This window comes from Mesorhizobium neociceri, assembly GCF_013520985.1.
GTDB classification, from domain to species: domain Bacteria; phylum Pseudomonadota; class Alphaproteobacteria; order Rhizobiales; family Rhizobiaceae; genus Mesorhizobium; species Mesorhizobium neociceri.
In genome coordinates this window covers 678,828-703,090 of sequence record NZ_JACDTY010000001.1, presented here as the reverse complement: position 1 = coordinate 703,090, position 24,263 = coordinate 678,828, and the positions used below count along the sequence as shown (strand labels likewise).

At 61.6% G+C, this 24,263-nt stretch carries 28 protein-coding genes; 16 read left to right on the top strand and 12 right to left on the bottom strand.

Features of this window, described 5'->3' with window-relative positions:
• The 5 genes from H0241_RS03255 to H0241_RS03235 all read right to left on the bottom strand — a co-directional run bounded on the left by H0241_RS03255 (position 1) and on the right by H0241_RS03235 (position 5,318).
• Positions 1 to 561, bottom strand: coding sequence for an RNA polymerase sigma factor (locus tag H0241_RS03255; protein WP_181055970.1), 561 nt, complete (start codon positions 559 to 561; stop codon positions 1 to 3).
• Positions 562 to 841: 280 nt separating this feature from the next.
• Positions 842 to 2,020 carry a BaiN/RdsA family NAD(P)/FAD-dependent oxidoreductase gene (locus tag H0241_RS03250; RefSeq protein ID WP_181055969.1) on the bottom strand — a complete coding sequence of 393 codons (1,179 nt, stop codon included), beginning with the start codon at positions 2,018 to 2,020 and terminating at the stop codon, positions 842 to 844.
• Positions 2,021 to 2,122: 102 nt separating this feature from the next.
• Positions 2,123 to 2,854, bottom strand: a complete 732-nt coding sequence (locus tag H0241_RS03245; RefSeq protein WP_181055968.1) for a dienelactone hydrolase family protein — start codon at positions 2,852 to 2,854, stop codon at positions 2,123 to 2,125.
• A 116-nt stretch (positions 2,855 to 2,970) separates the two neighbouring features.
• Positions 2,971 to 3,654, bottom strand: coding sequence for a 4Fe-4S dicluster domain-containing protein (locus tag H0241_RS03240; RefSeq protein WP_181055967.1), 684 nt, complete (start codon positions 3,652 to 3,654; stop codon positions 2,971 to 2,973).
• Positions 3,655 to 3,743: 89 nt separating this feature from the next.
• Complete coding sequence (locus tag H0241_RS03235; protein ID WP_181055966.1) at positions 3,744 to 5,318, bottom strand: trimethylamine methyltransferase family protein; 1,575 nt, start codon at positions 5,316 to 5,318, stop codon at positions 3,744 to 3,746.
• 261 nt (positions 5,319 to 5,579) lie between these two features.
• Here H0241_RS03235 and H0241_RS03230 point away from each other — a divergent pair, with 261 nt between their 5' ends.
• Complete coding sequence (locus H0241_RS03230; RefSeq protein ID WP_027029468.1) at positions 5,580 to 6,278, top strand: corrinoid protein; 699 nt, start codon at positions 5,580 to 5,582, stop codon at positions 6,276 to 6,278.
• Positions 6,279 to 6,368: 90 nt separating this feature from the next.
• Here H0241_RS03230 and H0241_RS03225 read toward each other — a convergent pair whose 3' ends face one another.
• Positions 6,369 to 6,509, bottom strand: coding sequence for an entericidin A/B family lipoprotein (locus H0241_RS03225; protein ID WP_112565267.1), 141 nt, complete (start codon positions 6,507 to 6,509; stop codon positions 6,369 to 6,371).
• Between the two features lie 65 nt (positions 6,510 to 6,574).
• Here H0241_RS03225 and H0241_RS03220 point away from each other — a divergent pair, with 65 nt between their 5' ends.
• The 8 genes from H0241_RS03220 to H0241_RS03185 all read left to right on the top strand — a co-directional run bounded on the left by H0241_RS03220 (position 6,575) and on the right by H0241_RS03185 (position 14,104).
• A complete protein-coding gene (locus tag H0241_RS03220) occupies positions 6,575 to 7,204 on the top strand; it encodes a DUF1638 domain-containing protein (RefSeq protein WP_181055965.1) in 630 nt (209 codons plus the stop codon).
• 114 nt (positions 7,205 to 7,318) lie between these two features.
• Positions 7,319 to 7,894 carry a DUF4893 domain-containing protein gene (locus H0241_RS03215; RefSeq protein ID WP_181055964.1) on the top strand — a complete coding sequence of 192 codons (576 nt, stop codon included), beginning with the start codon at positions 7,319 to 7,321 and terminating at the stop codon, positions 7,892 to 7,894.
• Positions 7,895 to 8,003: 109 nt separating this feature from the next.
• Positions 8,004 to 8,786, top strand: a complete 783-nt coding sequence (locus H0241_RS03210) for a formyl transferase (protein WP_181055963.1) — start codon at positions 8,004 to 8,006, stop codon at positions 8,784 to 8,786.
• A gap of 192 nt (positions 8,787 to 8,978) precedes the next feature.
• On the top strand, positions 8,979 to 9,281 hold the full coding sequence (locus H0241_RS03205) for a virulence factor (RefSeq protein WP_181055962.1): 303 nt from the start codon (positions 8,979 to 8,981) through the stop codon (positions 9,279 to 9,281).
• Complete coding sequence (locus H0241_RS03200) at positions 9,274 to 9,885, top strand: methylenetetrahydrofolate reductase C-terminal domain-containing protein (protein ID WP_181055961.1); 612 nt, start codon at positions 9,274 to 9,276, stop codon at positions 9,883 to 9,885. Before H0241_RS03205 ends, H0241_RS03200 begins: the two co-directional genes overlap by 8 nt.
• Positions 9,882 to 10,973 (top strand): methylenetetrahydrofolate reductase, encoded by a 1,092-nt coding sequence (locus tag H0241_RS03195; protein ID WP_181055960.1) that lies wholly within the window; start codon positions 9,882 to 9,884, stop codon positions 10,971 to 10,973. The genes H0241_RS03200 and H0241_RS03195 overlap by 4 nt, the downstream gene beginning before the upstream one ends.
• Positions 10,974 to 11,049: 76 nt before the next feature.
• The gene (locus tag H0241_RS03190; RefSeq protein WP_023670394.1) at positions 11,050 to 12,024 is read left to right on the top strand and encodes a methyltetrahydrofolate cobalamin methyltransferase; all 975 of its coding nucleotides are present in this window, start codon (positions 11,050 to 11,052) and stop codon (positions 12,022 to 12,024) included.
• The gene (locus tag H0241_RS03185) at positions 11,975 to 14,104 is read left to right on the top strand and encodes an ASKHA domain-containing protein (protein WP_181055959.1); all 2,130 of its coding nucleotides are present in this window, start codon (positions 11,975 to 11,977) and stop codon (positions 14,102 to 14,104) included. Before H0241_RS03190 ends, H0241_RS03185 begins: the two co-directional genes overlap by 50 nt.
• Before the next feature lie 41 nt (positions 14,105 to 14,145).
• Here the strand turns inward: H0241_RS03185 and H0241_RS03180 are convergent, their stop codons facing one another.
• On the bottom strand, positions 14,146 to 15,639 hold the full coding sequence (locus H0241_RS03180; RefSeq protein ID WP_181055958.1) for a hypothetical protein: 1,494 nt from the start codon (positions 15,637 to 15,639) through the stop codon (positions 14,146 to 14,148).
• A gap of 359 nt (positions 15,640 to 15,998) precedes the next feature.
• Here H0241_RS03180 and H0241_RS03175 point away from each other — a divergent pair, with 359 nt between their 5' ends.
• Together H0241_RS03175 and H0241_RS03170 are read left to right on the top strand one after the other, a co-directional pair.
• Positions 15,999 to 16,166 (top strand): hypothetical protein, encoded by a 168-nt coding sequence (locus H0241_RS03175; RefSeq protein ID WP_181056174.1) that lies wholly within the window; start codon positions 15,999 to 16,001, stop codon positions 16,164 to 16,166.
• A gap of 251 nt (positions 16,167 to 16,417) precedes the next feature.
• Positions 16,418 to 17,398: an alpha/beta hydrolase fold domain-containing protein gene (locus H0241_RS03170; RefSeq protein WP_181055957.1), complete on the top strand. Its 981-nt coding sequence runs from the start codon at positions 16,418 to 16,420 to the stop codon at positions 17,396 to 17,398.
• Here H0241_RS03170 and H0241_RS03165 read toward each other — a convergent pair.
• Positions 17,317 to 17,667, bottom strand: coding sequence for a hypothetical protein (locus H0241_RS03165; RefSeq protein WP_181055956.1), 351 nt, complete (start codon positions 17,665 to 17,667; stop codon positions 17,317 to 17,319). The genes H0241_RS03170 and H0241_RS03165 overlap by 82 nt on opposite strands.
• Entirely contained in the window at positions 17,667 to 18,566 is a 900-nt protein-coding gene (locus tag H0241_RS03160) for a LysR substrate-binding domain-containing protein (protein ID WP_181055955.1), read from the bottom strand. The genes H0241_RS03165 and H0241_RS03160 overlap by 1 nt, the downstream gene beginning before the upstream one ends.
• Before the next feature lie 203 nt (positions 18,567 to 18,769).
• On the opposite strand from H0241_RS03160, the gene H0241_RS03155 reads away from it, so the two are divergent.
• The 5 genes from H0241_RS03155 (at position 18,770) to H0241_RS03140 (ending at position 21,596) form a co-directional block, all read left to right on the top strand.
• Positions 18,770 to 18,955, top strand: coding sequence for a hypothetical protein (locus tag H0241_RS03155; RefSeq protein ID WP_023700331.1), 186 nt, complete (start codon positions 18,770 to 18,772; stop codon positions 18,953 to 18,955).
• A 364-nt stretch (positions 18,956 to 19,319) separates the two neighbouring features.
• Entirely contained in the window at positions 19,320 to 19,454 is a 135-nt protein-coding gene (locus H0241_RS36100) for a hypothetical protein (RefSeq protein WP_268926397.1), read from the top strand.
• Between the two features lie 351 nt (positions 19,455 to 19,805).
• Positions 19,806 to 20,744 carry a GlxA family transcriptional regulator gene (locus H0241_RS03150; RefSeq protein WP_407941710.1) on the top strand — a complete coding sequence of 313 codons (939 nt, stop codon included), beginning with the start codon at positions 19,806 to 19,808 and terminating at the stop codon, positions 20,742 to 20,744.
• A 73-nt stretch (positions 20,745 to 20,817) separates the two neighbouring features.
• A complete protein-coding gene (locus H0241_RS03145; protein WP_181055953.1) occupies positions 20,818 to 21,108 on the top strand; it encodes a type II toxin-antitoxin system TacA family antitoxin in 291 nt (96 codons plus the stop codon).
• Positions 21,105 to 21,596, top strand: a complete 492-nt coding sequence (locus H0241_RS03140) for a GNAT family N-acetyltransferase (RefSeq protein WP_328824603.1) — start codon at positions 21,105 to 21,107, stop codon at positions 21,594 to 21,596. The genes H0241_RS03145 and H0241_RS03140 overlap by 4 nt, the downstream gene beginning before the upstream one ends.
• A 4-nt stretch (positions 21,597 to 21,600) precedes the next feature.
• Here H0241_RS03140 and H0241_RS03135 read toward each other — a convergent pair whose 3' ends face one another.
• The 3 genes from H0241_RS03135 to H0241_RS03125 all read right to left on the bottom strand — a co-directional run bounded on the left by H0241_RS03135 (position 21,601) and on the right by H0241_RS03125 (position 24,204).
• The gene (locus H0241_RS03135) at positions 21,601 to 22,395 is read right to left on the bottom strand and encodes an ABC transporter ATP-binding protein (protein WP_181055952.1); all 795 of its coding nucleotides are present in this window, start codon (positions 22,393 to 22,395) and stop codon (positions 21,601 to 21,603) included.
• Positions 22,392 to 23,165, bottom strand: a complete 774-nt coding sequence (locus H0241_RS03130) for an ABC transporter permease (RefSeq protein WP_181055951.1) — start codon at positions 23,163 to 23,165, stop codon at positions 22,392 to 22,394. The genes H0241_RS03135 and H0241_RS03130 overlap by 4 nt, the downstream gene beginning before the upstream one ends.
• 88 nt (positions 23,166 to 23,253) lie before the next feature.
• Complete coding sequence (locus tag H0241_RS03125) at positions 23,254 to 24,204, bottom strand: ABC transporter substrate-binding protein (RefSeq protein WP_181055950.1); 951 nt, start codon at positions 24,202 to 24,204, stop codon at positions 23,254 to 23,256.
• Between the last annotated feature and the right edge of the window lie 59 nt (positions 24,205 to 24,263).

Below are 24,263 nucleotides of genomic sequence, written 5' to 3'. Positions count from 1 at the left end.
TCACACTTCCCCGGCTGAACGCATCAACGTCTTCAGCCGTTTCTTCGCTTCATGGATGTGCCAGGAAACCGTCGTCTCCGAGATTGCCATCGCCTCGGCGGCGGCAGCATGGCTCAAGCCTTCGCCATAGACCAGAAGCACCGCATCGCGCTGCTTGTCCGGCAATTGCCGCACCGCTGCCCAGAGCGCCGCAGTCGGATCTTCGGGCTCGGCCGAGGCCTCTCCCGAAATCATGCTGTAGGCGCCATAGGCCTCGGTCTTGACGTTTTCGCGCGTCGTCTTGCGCATCATGTCGCGCGCCGCGTTCATCGTCACGGAGTATAGCCATGTCGTGAACGCACCGCCGCCGCGATAGTCGCGGATTGCCTTGCCGAGACGGACGCAGACTTCCTGGGCGATGTCTTCGGCATCGGCCTTCCTGCCGCACCAGCGATAGGCGGCGCGATAGACGAAGTCATAGTGCCGCTCCAGCAATTTGCCGAAGGCACCCCTGTCTCCGCCCTTCGCCCGCCCGATCAATTCGGCGTCGGAGGCTTCGCTCTCATCCAGCATCATCGCCATCATTTGCCTGTAGGACGAAGGCTAATGGCCAATCCTTGGGGTTATGGAAAGAATTTTTTCGGGAGCAACGAATTCAGCGCGCAACAGGTGTGTTGAGATTCAGGTAAGGCCGAGTCGAAAACGATGGCTTTCGAGAACCGGAGCGGAGCGTACTAAAGTACGTGAGCACCGGCCTGCGCCGCCCGTAGCCTTAGCTGCCACGATCCTTAGTGAATGGCTTCGGCCGGCGAAGGCCGGAAGCGCAGGTGCCAGCCATTCGCAGACCGGCCTCACCTGAATATCAGCACACCTGACCGGCTACCCAGCCGGACGACCAGGCCCACTGGAAATTGTAGCCACCGAGCCAGCCCGTGACATCGACGACTTCGCCGATGAAAAACAGGCCCGGCACGGATTTCGCCTGCATCGTCTTCTGGTCGAGGCCGTTGGTATCGACCCCGCCAAGCGTCACTTCGGCCGTACGGTATCCTTCGGAGCCGGCCGGCTTTATGCGCCAGTCGTTGACGGCGGCCTCGACGGTTTTCATCTGCAGGTCCGTCAAATCGGCGAGATTGCCATCGATCCCGCCGCGCTCGGCGACCGCTTGCGCAAGGCGTTTCGGCAGATGGTTTGCCAGCACGGTCTGCACCGCTTGCCTGCCGTTGACGCGCCGGGCGGCGCGAAGCAGTTCCGCCACATCCACCCCCGGCAGCATGGCGATGCGAATCTCGTCGCCTTCGCGCCAGTAGGACGATATCTGCAGGATGGACGGCCCGCTCAAGCCGCGGTGCGTGAACAGCATCGCCTCCGAAAACCGCGTCTTGCCACAAGCGACTTCGGCATCGACGGCATTGCCGGCCAAAGGCGCCAGCCGCTCGAGCGTTCTTGCGTCGAAGGTCAGCGGCACCAGCGCCGGCCGCGTTTCCACCACCGCCAGGCCAAATTGTGCCGCAAGCTCGTAGCCGAAACCGGACGCGCCCATTTTGGGGATCGACTTGCCGCCGCAGGCCACGACCAGCGATCGGCATCCGACGCTGCCGGTGGAGAGCGCCAGCACAAAACCGTCCGCGGTCTTGCTGACGTTCCTCACCTCGATCGACAGCGCCAGTTCCACGCCCCGGTCCTGCATTTCGGCGACCAGCATGTCGATGACCTGGCGCGCCGAGCCATCGCAAAACAGCTGTCCCAGTGTCTTCTCGTGATAGGCGATGCCATGGCGTTCGACGAGCGCGATGAAATCGCGCTGGGTGTAGCGGCTGAGCGCCGAGATGCAGAAATGCGGATTGCCGGAGAGAAAATTCTTCGGGCTGGTGTGGATGTTGGTGAAATTGCACCGGCCACCGCCGGAGATGCGGATCTTCTCGCCGGGCTTTGCCGCGTGATCGAGCACCAGAACCGAGCGGCCACGCTTGCCCGCCTCGATGGCGCACATCATTCCGGCCGCACCCGCGCCGATAACCACGACATCATAGGATTGCATCAGGCCATTCGTTCCCGCTCGACTGGCGCCGTCTTGCAGGCCGCGCCAATCGTGCAGTCTCTACCCGTTCGATGCGACTGCAGGCAACGTCTCGATCAGTGTTTAGCCCAGCGTTTCGGCAAACAGCGTCGTCAATCGCTTCCAGTGGCGTTCGGCGCCGGTCGCGTTGAAGACACTATGGTCCGACACGCACCAGCCATGCGCCATGCCGGCATAGTTCTCGATGGCGTGGTCGACTTCGGCCACGCGCAGCGCCTCGGCCAACCGCGCCGACTGCTCCGGCGGAAAGCTGCGATCGACGCCGGCAACGCCGACATAGACACGCGCCTTGATCGACGCTGCCTTGCGGTGCGGGCTGTCGGCATTGTCGCCAGCCAGATTGCCGCCGTGGAAGCTGGCGGCCGCCACGATGCGATCGGGATGGGTTGCGGCGGCATTCAGCGCCCGCGCCCCGCCCATGCAGTAGCCCACGACGCCAACCGGCCCGGTGATGCCCTCCGAAGCCAGCGCATCGAGGAACGCGCCGCTGTCGCGGATGGTCATCTCCTGCGTCGTGCCTGTGACCAGTGCCATCAGCGCCACTTTCGTCTCCTCGACGGCAAAAGCCGTCTTGGCGTCGAACGGGCCATAGGGCGCATTGCGGTAAAAAAGGTCTGGCACCAGCACGGCATAGCCCTGCCCCGCCAGCCGCTCGGCCATCATGTCGAGCGCCGGACGCGGTCCGAAAGCGTCCATGTAGAGAATGATGCCTGCCTTGGCCGCTGCCGTCGAGCGAAACAGCCCGGCTTTGGCCACGCCATCCCTGGTCTTTATGTCGATATCCTGCCTGGCCATGGCCCGCTCCACTTAAGTGTCGCGCGATACATATCCGTGACAAGCGGCTGGGCAAGTCAATCAAGGACCCGCCGCGTTCACAAATGCGTATCGTCGGCAGCCTAGTCGCGAATGGCTCAGCGCGCGAATGCCGCCATGTGAAAGGCCTGCACATCTGAGGGATAGCGATAGGCCGTGCCATAGGGACAGGCGTTGCGGTCAAGGCAGCCGCCGGTTCGGCAAGGCGAGCCATCCGCACCCCGCATATGCGCGAGACAGGACTGATAGGCAAAGCCATCCTTCGAATAGGCGTTGACCGGGCAGGATTTCATGCAGGGTTTTTCGACACATGCATCGCAAAGGTGAATCGATGCCTGAGACGCTTCGACCGCGATCTCGTCCTCGAACAGCAAAGCGCCGCGATAGGCGTGCCAAAGCCCATATTTCGGATGCATGAGAATGCCGAGCGGCGACGGTTTTAGCCCTTTCGCCCGCATCGCCCATTGCTGGAACGGCAGATACGGCCTGTCGGATGGAGACACGGCGCGCGCGCGAAATTTTTCCGCTACCGCCCCGATCACGTCGCGCGACCAGCTGTCGAGCGGATTGGCGGTGGTTTGCGGCTGCCGCTCGCGCCAGTGCAGGAAATGCGGCCAGGGTGCCGCGCCCGCCTGCCCGACCAAAAGGGCTGATTTGGCGGAAGCGCCTGATAGGCCAGAGGGTGCCCTCTCGCCTTCGGCGAACGTGACGCAGCCGCGCAGAATGAGGCCGTTGGCGGAAAGCGCGGCCGCTATCGCGTCAGCGGTGCCGCGCGCAATCATCCCTTCTGGTCCGGGTCGGAGAAAGCGCTCCGCCAGACTTCCTTGTGGATGATGTTGGCGACTTTAGCCCCGCCTGACTCGGGCTCCTTTCAAGTGAAGGCGTCAGCCATCGACGCCTTCTTGGTGGCGATGTAGTCCTTCAGGCCGTCGTCGATGCCCGGATCGAGATACGGCGCCTCGTAAGCCTCCAGCCAGCGGCGTGCCAGATCGTTGGCACGCTGCGGTGCCGTCTTTTCGCCTTCGGCCAGCCACTGCTCGTAGGAATTGTTGTCGGCGATGCTGGAGCGGTAGAAGGCGGTCTGGAAATTGGCCTGCGTGTGGTCGCAGCCGAGATAGTGGCTGCCGGGGCCGACCTGGCGGATGGCATCCATCGCCTGGCCATTTTCCGACAGGTCGACGCCTTCGGCAAACTTCTGCTGCATGCCGAGCTGGTCGATGTCCATCATGAACTTCTCGTAGCAGGACGCCAGTCCGCCTTCGAGCCAGCCGGCCGAATGCAGCACGAAATTGGTGCCGGCCAGGATGGTCGAGTTCAGTGTGTTGGCGCTCTCATAGGCGGCCTGCGCGTCCGGAACCTTGGAGGCGCAGAGCGAGCCGCCGGTGCGGAACGGCAGCCCTAGCCGGCGCGCCAGCTGTGCGGCGCCGTAGGAAACCAGCGACGGCTCGGGCGTGCCGAAGGTCGGCGCGCCCGACTGCATCGAGATCGACGAGGCAAAAGTGCCGAACAGCACCGGCGCTCCTGGCCGGATCAACTGCGTGAACGACGCGCCGGCCAGCACTTCGGCCAGGACTTGCGTCAGCGTGCCGGCAACGGTCACCGGGCTCATCGCGCCGGCGAGGATGAACGGCGTGACAATGCAGGCCTGGTTGTGGCGCGAATAGACTTTGAGCGCGCCGAGCATGGTTTCGTCAAACACCATCGGCGAATTGGCGTTGATCAGGCTGGTCAGCACCGTGTTGTTTTCGACGAAATCGTCGCCGAACACGATCTTGGCCATGGCGACGGTGTCTTCGGCCCGCTCCGGCGCAGTCACCGAGCCCATGAACGGCTTGTCGGAATACTTTATGTGCGAATAGACCATGTCGAGATGGCGCTTGTTGACCGGCACGTCGACCGGCTCGCACACCGTGCCGCCCGAATGGTGGATCGACGGCGCCATATAGGCGAGCTTCACGAAATTCTGGAAATCCTCGATCGTCGCGTAGCGCCTGACACCGTCGAGATCGCGCACGAAGGGCGGGCCGTAGACCGGCGCAAAGACCGTGGCGTTGCCGCCGATCTGCACCGAACGCTCGGCATTGCGCGCATGCTGGGTGTAGATGGGCGGCGCGGTCTTGAGCAGCGAGCGGCACAGACCCTTGGGGAAGTGCACCCGCTCGCCCTTGACGTCGGCGCCGGCCTCTTTCCACAGCTGCAGCGCTTCGGCGTCGTCGCGAAAGATGATGCCGATCTCTTCCAGCACCGTGTCGGTGTTGTTTTCGATAATCGCCAGGCCTTCCTCGTTGAGGACCTCATAGATGTTGATCTTGCGCTTGATGTAGGTGAGCTGGGTGCCCGGCCCGCCACCCGAGCGGGCCGCGCGCCTGGCTGCCGCGCCGCCGCTTGCAGCGCGCCCACGTCGCGCATTGGACGCTTCCTGGTCGACTGACGCGTTCTCACTCATGATCGTTTTTCCCTAAAAACCGTTTGCGGCCGCGCATCGCGGCTTCTCGCCCGGATCGTAGCCATGCACCCTATTCGAAACGGCCCGCCAGCGCCAACGCCTGTCGCAAAATCGACAAGAATTCCAATAGATTTGCGGTCGCTTTCCTTTTGCGGGAAGTCGCAAATCAGCTATGGATACACGCCCCTGCCGGGTTAGGTATTGACGCGATAAATTTGAGCCGCCGCGATCTCATCCCGCGCGGCAAGGAGCCTGAGAAAAATGTCCGACGACGAGATCATCCTCTCCGAGCTTTCCGACGACGAGTTGGTGCAGCAGATGCACGACGATCTCTATGACGGGCTGAAGGAAGAGATCGAGGAAGGCACCAACATCCTGCTCGAGCGCGGCTGGGTGCCCTACAAGGTGCTGACCGAAGCTCTGGTCGAAGGCATGCGCATCGTCGGCGAGGACTTTCGCGATGGCATCCTGTTCGTTCCCGAAGTGCTGCTGTCGGCCAATGCCATGAAGGCCGGCATGTTCATCCTGCGCCCGCTGCTCGCCGCCACCGGCGCGCCCAAGCAGGGCAAGATGGTGATCGGCACCGTCAAGGGCGACATCCACGACATCGGCAAGAACCTCGTCGGCATGATGATGGAGGGTGCTGGCTTCGACGTCATCGACCTCGGCATCAACAATGCGGTCGAAAAATATCTCGACGCCATCGAGCAGCACCAGCCCGACATCATCGGCATGTCGGCGCTTTTGACCACCACCATGCCCTACATGAAGGTCGTCATCGACACGATGAAGGAAAAGGGCATTCGCGACGACTACGTCGTTTTGGTCGGCGGCGCGCCGCTCAACGAGGAATTCGGCAAGGCCGTCGGCGCCGATGCCTATTGCCGCGACGCGGCTGTGGCCGTCGAGACCGCCAAGGACTTCATGAAGCGCAAGCACAACGTGCGCGCTTCAGCCTGATCTTTTCCGCAAGGCGTTGGCCAACAATCGAAAGCCGCGCCTTGCAGCGCGGCTTTTTTGTTCCCAGATGTTGGCGACGACGGCCGCGTCTCAGGGTTTGGTGACGGTGTCGTCGATGGCTTTCGCGGTCGATTTGAGATCCCGGCCGACGCCTCGGACGGTGTTGGCGCAGGCCGTAAGCGCCAGGGCGCAGGCAAGGATTGCGATCGGCGCAACGCGTAACAGTTTCATGGACGGTTTATCCCTCTCTCGATAGATTCGCCCCACAGCAACGAAGGCCGCTTCGACCGGGTTCCATGGCCAGGATGCAAAAAACGAAACCGAATCAAGACGACAGGCTGCTGGTTATCGCCTGCGGAATGATTGCGCGCGAAGTTTTGGCCGTCAAGGAGCAGCTCAAGCTCGACCATCTCGACCTGACTTGCCTGCCGGCGGAGTTCCATTTCTACCCCGACCGAATCGCACCGGCGATGGACAAGGCGATCGAGAAGGCCAAGGCGGACGGCTACCAGAACATCTTCGTCGGCTATGCCGATTGCGGCACTGGCGGCCTGCTCGACCGGGTGCTGGAGAAGCACGGCGTCGAGCGCATGGCCGGCCCGCACTGCTTTGCCTTCTACCAGGGCATGGATGCCTATGCGAAGGTCGCCGACGACGACATGATGTCGTTCTACATGACTGACTTCCTGTGCCGCCAGTTCGACGCCTTCTTCATGAAGCCGCTCGGCCTCGACAAGCATCCGGAGCTGATCAAGGACTATTTCGGCAATTACGAGAAACTGGTCTACATCGCCCAGACCAACGATCCCGAACTCGACAAGGTTGCCGAAAAGGCCGCCAAGCTGCTTGGCCTTGTTTATGAACGCCGCTCGACTGGCTATGGTGATTTGACGGCCGAGCTGGCGCAGGCCGCCGCACACGCCTGAAGCAATTCTTGAGCTGCGACGCCGTCGAGGACAGATGACAGGCCACCGCGAACCGGTAAGTTGTGCGCCCAAGCAAACAGGCTGATTCAGCCATCCGAACACGGAAACGTCCCGATGACCCCACGCCTGCTGATAGCCGCCCTTTGCCTCCTCTGTCTCGCCCTGCCTGCCTTGGCCGACGGCGCGGTGCAGAAGATCATCACGCCGGCCGACAAGGTGCGCCTCGACAAATATGGCGAGACCCGCAAGGCGGCCCTGGCCGAGGCAAAAGCGGGAGATCCCGCAGAGGTCAGTCAACTCGACGCGCTGCTGGCCAAGCCGCTGGTGGCCTTTTCCGATAAGGACCTGACCGGCAACTGGCAATGTCGCATCATCAAGGTCGGCGGTATCAGCCCGCTGGTCATCTATGGCTGGTTCAAATGCAAAGTGACCGACGACGGTTCGGGTTGGCGGCTGGAAAAGATCAGCGGCTCGCAACGCACAACGGGCCGTTTCTTTGATGATAGCGAGAAACGCGCCATCTATCTCGGCTCCGGCTATGTCAACGAGAACAAGCCAAAGCCCTATGGCAGCGGCCCGGAAAGCGACCAGGTCGGCTATGCTTTCCGCACCGGCGCCAATGAGTGGCGCATCGAATTCCCGGCGCCCTACTACGAATCGCATCTCGACATCATGGAATTGAAGCGCTGAGCCACTGGTCTCTCGCCGGCCGGGTGGTCATCAAGATTTAACCCGCCCGGCACAGAATTGAGCCGGGCAGCGCACGGCGAATGGTTGCGCGCCGGCAAGAAGGCGCGCCATGGTTTCAGCTGACAAAAACATTGCCGCGATCGTCGTCGTCACCGAAGGCGGCCCGCATATCTGGGCCATCGTCAACGCCATCGCCGACCAGCTCGGCTCTGTCAGCGTCATCCTCGAACGCCCTGAATCCAAAAAGCAATTGCTGCTCGGCCGCGCACGCCGCCAGGGCTGGTTTTCCGCCATCGGTCAGCTCGGCACGATGGTGCTGACCAGGCTCGGCAAGCGCTTTTTCGCCGGACATGCCGAGCGGCTGATCGCCGGGCAGAAACTTGAGACCGAACCAAAGCCAGGCCAGAAGATCATCCACGTCTTCTCTGCCAACGCAACCGATTGCCTGCAGGCGATCGCCGACATCCGGCCGGGCGTGGTGCTGCTTGCCGGCTGCCGGCTCTTGTCCCGGCAGACGCTGGCGAAAATGCCTTGTCCGGTGCTCAACTACCACGCCGGCATCGCCCCAAAGTATCGCGGCATGAATGGCGGCTACTGGGCGCTGGCCTCTGGTGACGCGGGAAATTTCGGCACCACCGTGCATCTGGTGGATGCCGGCGTCGACACCGGCGGGGTGCTGAAACAGGCACGCGGCAAGCCCGAGCCCGGTGACACCATTTCGAGCTACGCACTGCGCCAGGCTGCGTTCTCGCGCGACATCTGCGTCGAGGCGGTCCGCGATGCGCTGGACGGCAAGCTGGCGACGGTCCAGCCGGACCTGCCGTCGAAACAATGGTACCACCCGACGATCTGGTTCTATCTCTGGACCGGCCTCACCAGGCGGGTCTGGTAGCCGGTTTCGCCTGCGAATCCCGCCTTTCTTTTTGCGACGTCCAATAGCGTCGCTTTTGAATGCGCGCGCGTCGTCCCATAACAAGCAGCCCCACTGCGCATCCGGCAATGCTCGCTGCTGCTGGATAAAGTGGTCGAGAGTCCTTCGTGCGTCCAAGTGGACGCATGGCGCTCGACAGGGAGTGAGAATTTCATGGCCGATCTGATCGTCGTCTATTGGCGCGACATCCCCGCCCAGGTCATCGTCAAGAAGGGCCGGCAGAACGCCAAGCGCGAACTGCCGCTGCGCTTCACCGAGGCGATCGACATGTGCGCCATGCGCACCGGCGCCGGCGGCACTGACGACTACCTCGCCGAATGGCGCAAGGCCGAACCGGTTCCGGTCGGCGACGATCTCGAGGCCGAGGTCGAGAAGGCGTTCAGCGACATCGACGCAAAATACGACCGCGAGCGGCTGGTCGCTCTGGTCAAGGCGGGTGGAAAAGAAAATGTCTGAAACCACTCCTGCCAAAGAGGGCCCGGCGGTTACCCAGGCCACTCTGGTCAAGAAGGCAGCGCCGAAATCCGACTACAAGCCGGCCGACGTATCGCCGCAGCGGCGCGTGCAGCGCTCGTTTGCAGTCAGGCTGTGGTCGATCCGCCATTCGCGCCTGCTCGAATGGTTCTACTCCCGGTTCGCCGACATGTTCCTGCTTCTCCATCCTTTGTGGAAAGGCCTTGGCTACGGGCGCGTCGAAGCCCCGGTCAAGTTCGTCGAAAAGCGCGTCAAAGGCTTCATGTTCGACTGCCGCATGTGCGGCCAGTGCATCCTGTCCTCGACCGGCATGTCGTGCCCGATGAACTGCCCCAAGCAGCTGCGCAACGGCCCTTGTGGCGGCGTGCGCGCCAACGGCAATTGCGAGGTCGAGCCTGATATGCCCTGCGTTTGGGTAAAGGCCTGGGAAGGCTCGCAGAACATGGTGCACGGCGACAAGATCCTGACCGTGCAGAAGCCGGTCGACCAGTCGCTGCGCGAAACCTCGGCCTGGCTGCGGGTAACCGCGCAGTCGGCAGCGGCCCGCGAAACCGCGGCCAAGGCCAACACCGGGGCCGCCGCATGATCGCCCGCCAGCGCGACGAAAACCCGGCCGGCATCCATCTGCCGCTCGATCCCCTGCCCGGCCACTCCTCACGGGGCCGGCTGGAGCGCGTGCTGCGGCGCGGCGAATTCGCTGTCACCACCGAACTCAACCCGCCTGACAGCGCCGATCCGGAAGATGTTTATAACCGGGCGAAAATCTTCGACGGCTGGGTCGACGCCATCAATGCCGTCGATGCCTCCGGCGCCAACTGCCACATGTCCTCTGTCGGCATCTGTGCGCTTTTGACCCGCATGGGCTACGCCCCGATCATGCAGATCGCCTGCCGCGACAGGAACCGCATTGCCATCCAGGGCGACGTTTTGGGTGGTGCCGCCATGGGCGTCGCCAACATGCTGTGCCTCACCGGTGACGGCGTGCAGGCCGGTGACCAGCCCGGCGCCAAGCCGGTGTTCGACCTTGATTCCATGTCGCTGCTCGAGACCTGCCGCATCATGCGCGACAACGGCAAGTTCCTGTCAGGCCGCAAGCTGACGACGCCGCCGCAGATTTTCCTCGGTGCCGCCGTCAACCCGTTCGCGCCGCCCTTCGATTTCCGCCCGATACATCTCGGCAAGAAGATCGCCGCCGGCGCGCAGTTCGTGCAGACGCAGTACTGCTTCGACGTGCCGATGTTCAGAACCTTCATGCAGAAGGCGCGCGATCTCGGCCACACCGAGAAGGTGTTCATCCTGTGCGGCGTCGGCCCGCTGGCCTCGGCCAAGACGGCCAAATGGATCCGCTCCAACGTGCCCGGCATCCATATCCCGGATGCCATCATCAAGCGGCTGGAAGGCGCCCAGGACCAGAAGAAGGAAGGCAAGCAGCTCTGCACCGACATCATCAACGAGGTGAAGGAAGTCCCGGGCGTCGCCGGTGTCCACGTGATGGCCTACCGCCAGGAGGAATATGTCGCCGAGATCGTCGATGAATCGGGCGTGCTGAAGGGCCGCCAGCCGTGGAAACGTGAGATCCGCCACGACGACCAGATGGTCGCCGACCGGCTCGACCGCATATTGCATGACGAGATTACCGAAACACAGGTGGACATGGTAAAGACCGCGCACTAAGCCCGGCCGATCACCAGACCCTGGAACGAAACCAGACACGATATAAAGAGCACTTTATATCAGGCGGAGAGACTTCATGACCCGGACCATCGTCGCCTCGGCGACACGCGAAATCATCATCGGCTTCGACCAGCCCTTTTGCGTGATTGGCGAGCGCATCAACCCGACCGGCCGCAAGAAGCTGGCCGCCGAGATGATCGCCGGCAATTTCGAGACCGTCATCAAGGATGCGTTGGAACAGGCGGCCTGCGGCGCCACCATGCTCGACGTCAATGCCGGCGTCACCTCGGTCAACCCGAACGAGACTGAACCGGGCCTTCTCGTGCAGACGCTGGAGATCGTGCAGGGTCTGGTCGACCTGCCGCTGTCGATCGATAGCTCCGTCACCGCCGCCATCGAAGCCGCACTGAAGGTCGCCAAGGGTCGCCCGCTGGTCAACTCCGTCACCGGCGAAGAGGAAAAGCTCGAAGCCATCCTGCCGCTGGTCAAGAAGTACAACGTTCCGGTCGTCGCGATCTCCAACGACGAGACCGGCATTTCGATGGATCCGGATGTGCGCTTCGCCGTCGCCAAGAAGATCGTGCAGCGTTGCGCCGATTTCGGCATTCCGGCGCATGACGTCGTCGTCGACCCGCTGGTGATGCCGATCGGCGCGCTCGGCGATGCCGGCCGCCAGGTGTTTGCGCTGCTGCGCCGCTTGCGCGAAGAGCTTAAGGTCAACACCACCTGCGGCCTGTCCAACATCTCCTTCGGCCTGCCGCATCGCCACGGCATCAACGCCGCTTTCATCCCGATGGTGATCGGCGCCGGCATGACCAGCGCCATCATGAACCCGGTTCGCCCGCAGGAAATGGAAGCCGTGCGCGGCGCCAATGTGCTCAACGGCACCGACGAGAACTGCACCAACTGGATCAGGACCTACAAGGATTACAAGCCGGCCGAAGGCGGCCAGGCGGTTGCGGCGCCCACCGCGGTCAACGCGCCGGGCGAAGGCGGCGGCAATGGCGGACGCCGGCGCGGCGGCCGTGAAGCCCGCATGGCCAGGGGATAAGCGCGCAATCGTGAACTCGCCTGCAAACATTACCGATCCGCTCGTGCTGTTCATGCCGTCAGGCAAGCGCGGGCGGTTCCCTGTCGGCACACCGGTGCTCGACGCAGCGCGCCAGCTCGGCGTCTATGTCGAAAGCGTCTGCGGTGGCCGCGCCACCTGCGGACGCTGCCAGATCGAGGTGCAGGAAGGCAATTTCGCCAAGCACAAGATCGTCTCTTCCAACGACCACATCTCGCCCAAGGGCGCCAAGGAAGAGCGCTACGAGCGCGTGCGCGGCCTGCCCGAACGGCGCCGCCTGTCCTGTTCGGCGCAGATTCTCGGCGACCTCGTCATCGACGTGCCGCAGGACACCGTCATCAACGCGCAGACCATCCGCAAGGATGCCGACACCCGCGTCATCGCCCGCGATGCGGCGATCCGCATGTGCTATGTCGAGATCGAAGAACCCGACATGCACAAGCCACTTGGCGATCTCGACCGCCTGAAGATCGCCCTGATGAAGGATTGGGGCTTTAAAAACCTCGAATTCGATTTCTACCTGATGCCGCAGGTGCAGGGCATCCTGCGCAAGGGCAACTGGACCGCGACCGCTGCCATCCACAAGGATGCCGAGAGCGACATTGCGCGCGTCATAGCACTTTGGCCCGGCCTCAAGAACGAAGCCTATGGCCTGGCCTGCGACATCGGCTCGACCACCATTGCCATGCATCTGGTGTCGCTGCTGTCGGGCCGCGTTGCCGCTTCGTCCGGGACCTCCAACCCGCAGATCCGCTTCGGCGAGGATCTGATGAGCCGCGTCTCCTATGTGATGATGAACCCGGACGGCCGCGAAGGCATGACGGTCGCCGTGCGCGAGGCGATCTCTGGCCTGGTCGACAAGGTCTGCGCCGAAGGCAATGTCCAGCGCAACGACATCCTGGATAGCGTCTTCGTCGGCAATCCGATCATGCACCATCTGTTCCTCGGCATCGATCCGACCGAGCTGGGCGGCGCGCCGTTCGCGCTCGCCGTCTCGGGCGCCGTGCGTATCAAGGCTTCCGATATCGGCCTGAAGCTCAACCAGGGCGCCCGCCTCTATATGCTGCCTTGCATCGCCGGCCATGTCGGCGCGGATGCCGCCGCCGTGACGCTGTCGGAAGGCCCGCACCGCCAGGACGAGATGATGCTGATCGTCGACGTCGGCACCAATGCCGAGATCGTGCTCGGCAACCGCACGCGCGTCGTCGCGGCGTCCTCGCCCACCGGCCCGGCCTTCGAGGGCGCCGAAATCTCCGGCGGCCAGCGCGCCGCACCCGGCGCGATCGAGCGCGTGCGGATCGATCCCGACACGCTGGAGCCGAAATACCGCGTTATCGGCTCTGAACTCTGGTCCGACGAACCCGGCTTCCTCGACAGCGTGCAGGCAACGGGCGTCACCGGCATTTGCGGCTCCGGTATCATCGAGATCGTGGCCGAGATGTATCTCGCCGGCATCATCTCCGAGGACGGCGTCGTCGATGGCTCCCTTGCCGCCCGCTCGCCACGCGTCACCGCCAATGGCCGCACCTTCTCCTATGTGCTGAAGGAAGGCGAACCCAAGATCACCATCACCCAGACCGACGTGCGCGCTATTCAGCTTGCCAAGGCGGCGCTCTATGCCGGCACCAAGCTTTTGATGGAAAAGCAGAACACCGAGCACGTCGACCGCATCCACTTCGCCGGCGCCTTCGGCTCCTTCATCGACCCGAAATACGCCATGGTGCTGGGCCTGATCCCGGATTGCGACCTCGACAAGGTGTCAGCCGTCGGCAACGCCGCCGGCGCCGGTGCCCGCATGGCGCTCCTCAATCGCGGCTATCGTCGCGAGATCGAGGTCACGGTCAGCCACATCGAGAAGATCGAGACGGCGCTTGAGCCGAAATTCCAGGAGCATTTCGTCTACGCCATGGCGCTGCCCAACAAGGTCGACCCATTCCCGAAACTGTCGGCGGCGGTGAAATTGCCACCGCGCAAGACCGTCAGCGAGGATGGCGTGGCTGGCGATGCTGCCCCACGTCGGCGTTCGCGCGAAGGCCACGCCGCCAGGCGCAGCCGCGAATAACAAGGCTCAAGTGCCGTTTTGCCAAGTGGATTTGAGCGGCTTCAATAGCGTAGGCCGATACCAAGCGCCACTTCGTTGGTTCGCTTTTCTGTGAGCTCGTTCTGGCTTAACTCATAGTCAAGATTGAGCGTCACGTTCCCAGCGTCGTCTAAAGTCCACGCCAGCCTGTTCGCCCAGTCATATGTATGTTCGTTGTCACCCGTCACATTCCAGGAATCCCGGAATTCGGACGTAAGCGTTGAGACCCGTTTGCCGTCCCTGATCCATGCAAGTTCGGCCGTAAGCCCGTAACCCACATTGAGATAATCGTCATATGGAGATGGGACACCACCATCTGAAAGCACGCGCTCGTAAGTCCCAAATAATGATGGAGCCAAGCGCGCAATTATTCTCCCGTGCGGTACAGTGAAACCGCGCAGGAACGCGAAAGAAAACGGCTCATAGACGGCTTCCGCGCCGACCACCTTGCGCTCGAATTCAGTATCGGTTTTCAAATAGCCCCAAGCGCTGAGGTACTGCACGGGAAACATCAAGCCCGCAATTTCCAAGTCCCCGCCACCACGCAACTCCAAAGCGTTTGTCTCGAACTTCTTACCGCGAGATTCAAAAGACCGATCGATCGCTATCGATCCGCCATATGTGAGCGCGCTGATATATGGCCCCGTTGCCGGCGCAAACTTGTCCTTGAGCCGCAACTCCCGCAGCACCCCGAACGCCGCAGTGACGCGCCCGCTTGCAGTCTCCGAAATCGCGTTGTTCTTGTATGAAAAATTTGCTCCGTTTCCATCAAACTTGTCTGCCCGAATGGACACGTCGCGTCCTGATTTCCTCAGATAGAATTTGAGGTCGTCGGAATATGTTCTCTTGTCCTCTGCTTCCTTTTCAATTCTTGCTTTCTCAATCTCGGCAGGGGTTGGAGGTACCTTGGGTTTCTGTCCCAAGACGGACATAGCTTCTTTCACGGCAATTGGAGCAATCGGGAGTCCTGTTTCCTGGGGCGTCGATGCAAAATTCGCTGCCGCTTCCTCCTCTGCCAGGGAATGGAGCTTCTTGTTAAACTCGTCCAGTTCAGAGGGATCGATCATTCCATTCTTGTTTTTGTCGAATTCGCCGATGGAAACTGTCGCCTTGTTGGCGAAATAAACGATCATTTCCTGGTAGCTGATAGTGCTCTTGTCACCGTCTGTATTGTATTCATCTATATTCGTACTCGACCTGGCGTTATGAGCGGAGCCAAGCATGCCGATCATAGCCGCAATAAAGAGAACCGGGACGCGAGGCTCTATTAACTTCCGCAATTTGCGAACCGTTGTCTGGTCTGCAGTGCTGGTTGGTGTAAGCACCGGTTTCAACGGAGTGCCGTTTGCGCTAAATTCGTTGTTCAGTGGCTTATACAATGCTCGCCTGGCTGTGATGTCCAGCCCGTAAAGAGATTCCAAATCCTCGTCAGCCTTTGGCTCGAACGGCCCAACACCTCCGCCCAAAACCTTTCTGATGGTGCTTCGAATAAGCGCGTAGATTGTATTTGGATGCATCGCCCTCTCCCTTAACCCCAGCGGTGATCATAAATTTTGATTTACGTTTGTCAAACATTTAACAATGAATACTTTATAGAGTTGCCAATTAGAGTATTTTTCCAGGGCCACATACCCCCGCGAAATAGGCTTGTTAGAAGTATCTTAGCGCTAGCAACTCACCTGTTGACAGACGAATGAGGAATCGCCGCCCTAGAGCGCCAGATTCATTTGTATGCAAATGTTTCCAGATCGCCCCGATCTGGAAACCGAAACGCTGCTTTCGCGCAATCCGTCCGATACAGACGTGAAGCATTTAACGGACACCGAAAGGCGGGCCGGACTATTGCGCCGTCACAACGCTTCAAAGGAGAATGAAGATGTTCGAGACCCTCGGCCGCTTTCGCGCGGCCATCAAGCACGCCCAGTCCATGCGCGCCATGAACAGCCTGCCGCCCGAAGTGCAGAAGGACATCGGCTGGCCCGTGTCGCCGCGCATCGACGCCCACGCCAACCTGACGCGCCTGATCCTGGGCTCGGGACGCTGATGACCTTCGCCGACAAATGCAAATTGCTGGCCAAACGCCGGGACCGCCGTGTGGTCCCGGCGACCACCGACATCAAGTTGCGCGCTGCGCTGCTGCCCCGGCGCTGAGCCCGTTTGAGGGAAACCGCAGACCTGGTTGATCAAACAACCGTGTTGCATTGGGCCAAATTCTTGACATTTCGGCTGGAGGCACGATGTTCGAGATAGTGGGGGAATTCTCTTAGTCGGCTGCGGCCGAGCCTGTGTATTCGAATGCCCAGTTTCAAAAGCCATCTCGTTTCCTTCATCCTCCGGCATAGCCGCAAGAAGGCGTTTGCCAGTCCTGAAAACCTGCAGCGCTGGATCGCCTATGCGCGCAAGACCGAGGATCATCATCCCCCGGCACTGCTGCGTGAGCGGCTCGATATCACCGAGCGCAGCGTCGATGGCTTCCCTGTATACGAGATCGCGCCGAAGGCCGGCGAGCGCCGGCGCATCCTCTACATGCATGGCGGCGCCTATGTCTTCCAGATCACCTCCTATCATTGGGGACTGATCGCCGAGATGGCGGAACGGCTGGGTTTCGGCATCACCGTGCCGATCTACCCGATAGCCCCCGAGCATGATTTCCACGCCATGTTCGGCATGGTCGGCGACGTCTACCGGCAGATGCTGGATCAGACGGACGCCGAAGACATCGTTTTCATGGGCGATTCCGCTGGCGGCAACATGGCCGTGGTGCTGACCATGATGGCCGCGGAAGATGGCCTTCCCCTGCCCTTGCGCCACGTGCTGATCTCGCCCGGGCTCGACATGTCGCTCTCCAACCCCGAAGTGTTCGAGGCCGAGCGCTATGATCCCTGGCTCGGCATTTCGGGCGGAATGGAGGCCGTGCGGCTCTACAGCGCCGGCTTTGATCGCAGCGACTGGCACATCAGCCCGCTCTACGGCGACCTCTCGGTTTTGCCGAAGACGCTGCTCCTGACCGGCTCGCGCGACCTGCTCAGCCCCGACAATTTGATCTTCGCCGAGAAGGCGCGTGCCGCCGGCGTCGAGGTCGAGGTCGTCTACGAGGAAGGCATGTTCCACGCCTGGCCGCTGATCGAGATGCCCGAAGCGCGGCGGGCGCGCGAGCGCATCGTCGCCTTTCTGAGTAGCGATAAAGCCACTGGTCAGGCCAAGAGCGAGGCGATCACCTGGTCGGTCAAGGCTTCATCAAGCAAGCCATTCAAGACCGGATTGGCCAGCACGTAGATCGCTTCGAGTATTTCTTCATCTCGTTCTGGCTGGTTGTCGATGTCTTCCCTGCATTCGATCAGGTCCGCCCATGCTTCCATGTCGGCAGCAGTAAGTTCTCCTGCCTGGAACCGTCGGAGCACATTCAAAACATGATCAGTGGTCAGGATGACCACTGGCGTCTCGGACCAACCGAGGTCGCTTACGATTGCAGAAAGAACATCAATCGGTTTTCTGAACTCGATGAGATCGTTGAGACCTGAAACGCGGCTCACATCGTGGCTCATCAGAACTTGCCGGTCTCCCTGAACACTTCAAAGGTCGCGCGGATATGGTCGGCGACTGCCTTGACCGGCGCGCTGGCGTCCGGCGACACCACCATCGCCAGATTGTAGGTGCCGATGTCGGGCATGCCGTCCTTCGGGCACAGCTCGACCATGTCATTGCCGAGGAACGACTTCGGCAGTGGCGCCACGGCGAGGTCGGACATGATGGCGGCGCGCTGGCCGGCCGTGTGGGCGCTCATATAGGCGATGCGGTAGTTGCGGCCCTCACGGCTCAGCGCATCGAGCGCGCCGGCCCGCCAGGCGCAGCCCTCTTCCCATAGCGATACAGGCAAAGGCTCGCGCAGATGCGCGCTGCCGCCCTTGGCGCCCGCCCAGACAATCGGCTCGGTCAACAGCACCTCGGCGCCGAGCGCGCTGGTCTTGTAGGAATTGGTGAGCAGCGTGATGTCGAGCGCCCGGTCGTCCATGCGGCGGCGCAGATTGCTGCTCTGGTCGATGGTGACGTCGACGGCAATCGACGGATGCGATTGCGCGAAACGCTTCAAGACATGCGGCAGCACGCGCTCGCCATAATCGTCTGGCGAACCGAGCCGCACCACGCCGACGATCTCGGGGATGATGAACTTCGACACCACCTCGCGGTTGATCGACAGCAGCCGGCGGGCATAGCCGAGCAGCATCTCGCCATCGGTGGTCAGCGTCACCGAGCGCGCATCGCGCGCAAAGACCGAGCGGCCGAGAATGTCCTCGAGCTTCTTGATCTGCATGGAGACCGCCGACGGCGTGCGGAACACCGCATTGGCCGCGGTGGTGAAGCTACCGGTCTCGGCAATGGCCACAAACGTGCGCAAAACATCGAGATCGAGCAGCGGCAGGGGATGATTGAGTGGGGCGTTCATCGGGATCGACCTTCAATTTTTCTGATGTGAAGCATCATTCCATTTCGTTTGATTGAACATCAGAATGGGAGGATAGTCAACTCCATCGAAGGCAGGACGCGCCACGGCTTCAAACGCTCCTGACACGAAATTGCATTCGATGCGGAATATCCCGGCGACGAAACGCGTTCATGCGGGACGTGCCACAACCAAAGGAGAATGAAATGTCTATCCTGTCATCCATCGGTCGGCTTGCGACCGAGTTCAGCGCCGCCCGCGCCCGCTTCCAGACCGAACGTGCGATCCGCTCGCTGCCGATCGAACTGCAGAAGGACATCGGCTGGCCTGAAGCTGCCGACACCAAGACCGGTGCACGCCATGGCGTCGGATCCTGGGCTGGAGCAAAGTAAACCATTGTGTACCATGTGCTGAAGGCCTGCCGCGCAAACCAGCCCGGCAGGCCTTCTCTGTTTTACCCTGCTTGCCTTCCCTAACTTATTTGCATTCAAATGAATTTCAGAGCCATGTCGCCCTTGCATGGCGCATATGAGCAAGCTGCATAGCAGCTCAAATATTGGCTTAACGCCTTGTAAATAATCATAAATCCTGGGCATCCTGCCCAAAAATGTCGCAATTTATGTCGCTTTTCATATCAAGCGCTTCGCATTTGCGATTTAGTTTCTGCTCACACAAGCCTATATCACCGTCAGCAAACGAGCTGCCCCACTCCATCAAGCGAAGGCGACCCGTCTGAGCAACCGATAGGAGATGATGATGAAGCTTTTTGCCCGCCTCTTTGCCCGCCGCGAAATGAACCTGACGACCGCTCTCGAGCGCCAGCGCCTTGCCAACACCATGCCCGGCCAGACCGGCGCCATGAATGCGGTGCGCCTCGGCCTCGTCGCCTGAGATAACGGCTACCGCGCAGCGCTTCCCTGCCGCTGCCGAAAGTCGACAAATGCGCCGCTTCGGTTTGACCGAGGCGGCGTTTTTTCGTTCTGAAGCCGATGTTGCCGGGTAGCGATGCTCAATCCGGCGGCAGCGTGTGCCCGTCATCCCGGACCATTGCCCATTTGCGACCCATGTCGCAAATTTAGTTGCCGCTTAGCCGCCTAGCCGATTGACAGGAATGGTTTTTCCTGATGTCGCTATGCTGTTCGCGACATCCTGTTCGCGCCATGGCTGCGTGAGGTTCCCTTGAACGCCGTAAAGCATCCGATCAAGCGATCGTTTGTATTCTTCCTCGTCCCCGACTTCACCATGATCGCCTTTGCGACGGCGCTCGACCCGCTGCGCTCGGCCAACCGCATGCTTGGCTATGAAGCCTATTGCTGGCGCCTAGCCAGCATCGACGGCAAGCCGGTGCGCGCCTCCAATGGCGTCGAATGCGCGGTCAACACCTCGCTTGAGGAAGAGCGCAAGAAGATGGCCGGGCCGGATCGGCCGAACATGGCCATTGTTTGCAGCGGCATGAATGTCGAGCGCTACCAGAACAGGTCGGCCTTCGCCTGGCTGCGCGAGGAGTATAACAGAGGCGTCGCCGTCGGCGGCCTGTGCACCGGCGCCCATATCCTTGCCGCCGCCGGTCTGCTCTCCAACAAGCGTTGCGCCATCCATTGGGAAAACCTGCCGGGCTTCTCCGAGGCCTTCCCGAAGGCCAACGTGTTTGCCGATCTCTTCGAGATCGACCAGAACATCTACACCTGCGCCGGCGGCACCGCTGCGCTCGACATGATGCTGAAGCTGATCGGCGACGATTTCGACGACAATCTGGTCAACCGTGTGTGCGAGCAGGTGCTGACCGACCGCGTGCGCAGCCCGACCGACCGCCAGCGCCTGCCGCTGCGCGCGCGGCTTGGCGTGCAGAACTCCAAGGTGCTGACCATCATCGAGCTGATGGAAGGCAACCTGTCCGAGCCACTGTCGCTGATCGAGATCGCCGACCATGTCGACCTGTCGCGCCGCCAGATCGAACGCCTGTTCCGCACCGAGATGGGCAGATCCCCTGCCCGCTACTATCTCGAAATCCGCCTCGACCGCGCCCGGCATCTGCTGATCCAGTCGTCGATGCCAGTGGTCGAGGTGGCGGTCGCCTGCGGTTTCGTCTCGGCCTCGCATTTCTCCAAATGCTACCGCGAGCTCTACGCCCGCTCGCCGCAGCAGGAGCGCGTCGACCGCAAGCAGTTGCTGGCGGCTTGACCCGAAACGCGAGTCGCAGATTTGTCATGACATTGTCTGGCAGACATATTATCTCTCTATCGAGAGGTACACCATGACGACAAGAACCAATCGCTCCGAGAAACTGGACTTGCGACTTACTCCCGATGCAAAGCGGATCCTCGCGACGGCTGCTGCCGTCGAGCGGCGCTCGCTGAGCGACTTCGTTCTCGAAAGCGCGCTAGGGCGCGCCGAGGAAACACTTGCCGACAGGCGCAGCTTCGGCCTCGACGCGGACAAATGGGCGGCATTCATGGCGGCATTGGACGCCCCGACGCGTGAATTGCCGCGTCTCAAGCGCCTGCTGACCGAGCCGAGCGTCTTTTCCGATCACGATCCAGCGTGAACCCGTTTCGTATCGAGAAGCTGGCTCGCACCCATCTGGTGGATATGTTCGATTGTGGTGAGGAACCCCTCAATCGGTTTCTCGCCCGCTACGCATTTCAAAATCAGCAGGCAAACGCCTCGCAGACCTATGTTGGTCTCTCCGGTGAAGACGTGATCGGGTTTTATACGCTCGTCGTTGGCGAAGTTGCTTGCGACGGTGCACCTGAGCGACTGACGAAAGGCCTTGCACGCTATCCGGTTCCGATAATGCTGCTGGGGCGCCTCGCAGTCAGTCTGAACTGGCAAGGTAAAGGCGTTGGCGGCGGGCTGTTGCGCGATGCTATTCTGCGCAGCTTACAGGCGGCCGACATTGCGGGTATCCGCGCAGTAACCGTGCATGCCAAGGATCATAGTGCCCGCCACTTTTACGAGCGCTACGGGTTCATCCAATCCCCAACCGATCCGCTACACCTCTACGTGCTTGTTAAGGATCTCAAAAAACCTTGACGCGTCACGAGACAGCCATGTTCTGCGCCGTCCGCATCGCCTCGACACGGATATCTTCGGTCAGCCGCGCCTTCAGGTCTGAGAATTCCGGGCTGGTCTTCAGCGTGTAGTGGCGCGGATGCGGCAGGTCGATGGCGACATCGGACTTGATGCGGCCGGGCCGTGCGCTCATCACGATCACCCGCGAGGCCATGAAGATCGCCTCCTCGATGTCATGGGTGACGAACAGCACCGTCTTCTTGCGCCGTTCCCATATGCCGAGCAAAAGCTCCTGCATCAGTCCGCGGGTCTGGTTGTCGAGCGCGCCGAAAGGCTCATCCAGCAACAGGATCTCGGGATCGTTGGCCAGCGCCCGGGCAATCGCCGTGCGCTGCTGCATGCCGCCGGAAAGCTGCTTTGGCCAATGGTTCTCGAAGCCCTTGAGCCCGACGAGATCGACATAGGACGCGACGATCCCGTCGCGCTCCTTTTCGGCCATCCCGCGTTCGCGCAGGCCGAAGGCGATATTCTGCGCCACCGTCAGCCACGGAAACAGCGTGTAGGACTGGAAGACCATGCCACGATCCGGCCCCGGCCGGGTCACCGCCTTGCCGTCGAGCAGCACGCGGCCCGTGCTCGGCGCCTCGAGGCCGGCGACGATCCTGAGCAGCGTCGACTTCCCGCAGCCGGACGGCCCCAGAATGGTGATGAAGTCATTGGCGGCAACCGCGAGATCGGCCGGCATCAGCGCCTTGACCGGCTGTCCGCCGCGCACGCCGGCGAAGGTGCGCGAGACGCCTTCGATAAGCAGCTTGCTCATGCCAGGCTCCAGGGGAAGAGCCAGCGGTTGAACGCCTTGAAGGCGAAGTCGGACAACAGCCCGATCAACCCGATGACGATGATGCCGAAGATGATCTGCCCCGTCGCCAGCCGCGACTGGCTGTTGATGATCATGTAGCCAATGCCCGACGACGAACCGATCAGCTCGGCGACGATGACATAGGTCCAGGCCCAGCCAAGCACCAGCCGCAGCGTCTCGGCAATCTCGGGCGCATTGGCCGGCATGATCACCCGTTTGACGATGCCGTTGTTGGTCGAGCCCAGCGTATAGGCCGCCTCGACCAGATCGCGCCGCGTCGAGCCGACCTTGACCGCGACGATCAGGATGATCTGGAACACCGAACCGACGAAGATGACCAACAGCTTCTCCAGTTCGCCAATGCCCGCCCAAAGAATGAGCAGCGGAATGAAGGCCGAGGCCGGCAGATAGCGGGCGAAGGAGACGAACGGCTCCAGAAAAGCCTCCACCGGCTTCCAGGCGCCCATGGCGATGCCGATCGGCACGGCGACGACCGACGCCAGCAGGAACCCGCCGAAGACGCGCCAGATGGTGATCAATATGTCGAGCCAGAACCGGTCCTCGACCAGCAGCCGCCAGCCATCCCTGAGCATCGACAGCGGATCGGCGAGGAAGATGCGATTGACGTGACCGCCAAGCGTGATCCACGCCCAGAAAGCGACGAACAGCACGAAGAAGGAAATGCCGAGCACGGTTCGAATGCCCGGCGACACCGGATGCAAGGGGCGCATCGTCAGATCGTCCGCATCGTCAAATCATCATGTCCAGGAGAGAGCGGCGGCGTCAGGCGCCGCCGCTTGAAGGTCAAAGGCCGGACTGTCAGTTCGACACCGCGCTGGTGTCGGTCAACGAGGCGACATCAGGCGCTTCCTTGATCAGTCCCATCTGCAGGAGCAATTCGCCGGCGGTCTTGGAGAAATCCTGGAACTCCTTGGTGAAGAACTGCTTGTTCTCCGCCTTGTCGGCCCATTTCAGGTACTTCGCCGAATCCTCGAACTCCTTGGCCGACTGCTTCACGTCGGCGCCCATGATCTCGTAGGATTTCTGCGGATCGCTCTTGATCAGGTCGAGCGCCTCGAAATAGCTGTCGGCCAGCGCCTTGGCGGCGTCGGGATTGGCGGTGAGGAATTCGGGCGTGCAGCCGACCGTGTCGAGCACCATTGGATAGTCGAGCGTGGTCGCCAATATATGGCCCTGGTCGGACTTGTCGCGCACCGCCGAAATGAACGGCTCATAGGTCACCGCCGCATCGTTCTGACCGGCGAGGAAGGCTTGCGCCGCTGCATCCGGCTCCAGGTTGACGACCGTGACATCCTTCGTCGACAGGCCGTTCTTGTTCAGCACCCAGGCCAGCATGAAATAGGGCGACGTGCCCGGCGCCGAAGACGCGACATTCTTGCCCTTGAGGTCGGCGACGGTCTTGATGTCGTTGCGCACGACAATGCCGTCGGCGCCGTAGGATTTGTCGAGCTGGAAGATCTGCTTGGTGGTGACGCCGCTGGCGTTCCACACCAGCCAGGTCTCCACCGTGGTGGCGGCGCATTGCAGGTCACCGCTGGCGATGGCCAGCGGCCGGCTGGCCTGCGGTACCTTCTTCAAGGTCACATCGAGGCCATGCTTCTCGAAGATGCCGGCTTGCTTGGCAAGCGTCAGCGGCGCAAAGCCGGTCCATCCGCTGATGCCGATGGTGACCGATGTGGCGGCCTCAGCCGGTGCGGATAAGCCCGCGCCAAGCGCCAATGCCGCGGCAAAGACGATAGTGTTGTTCATGTCAGTTCCCCTTTTTTCTGATGGGGAATTGTGTCACAGACGCCCATAGGCTTGTCAAT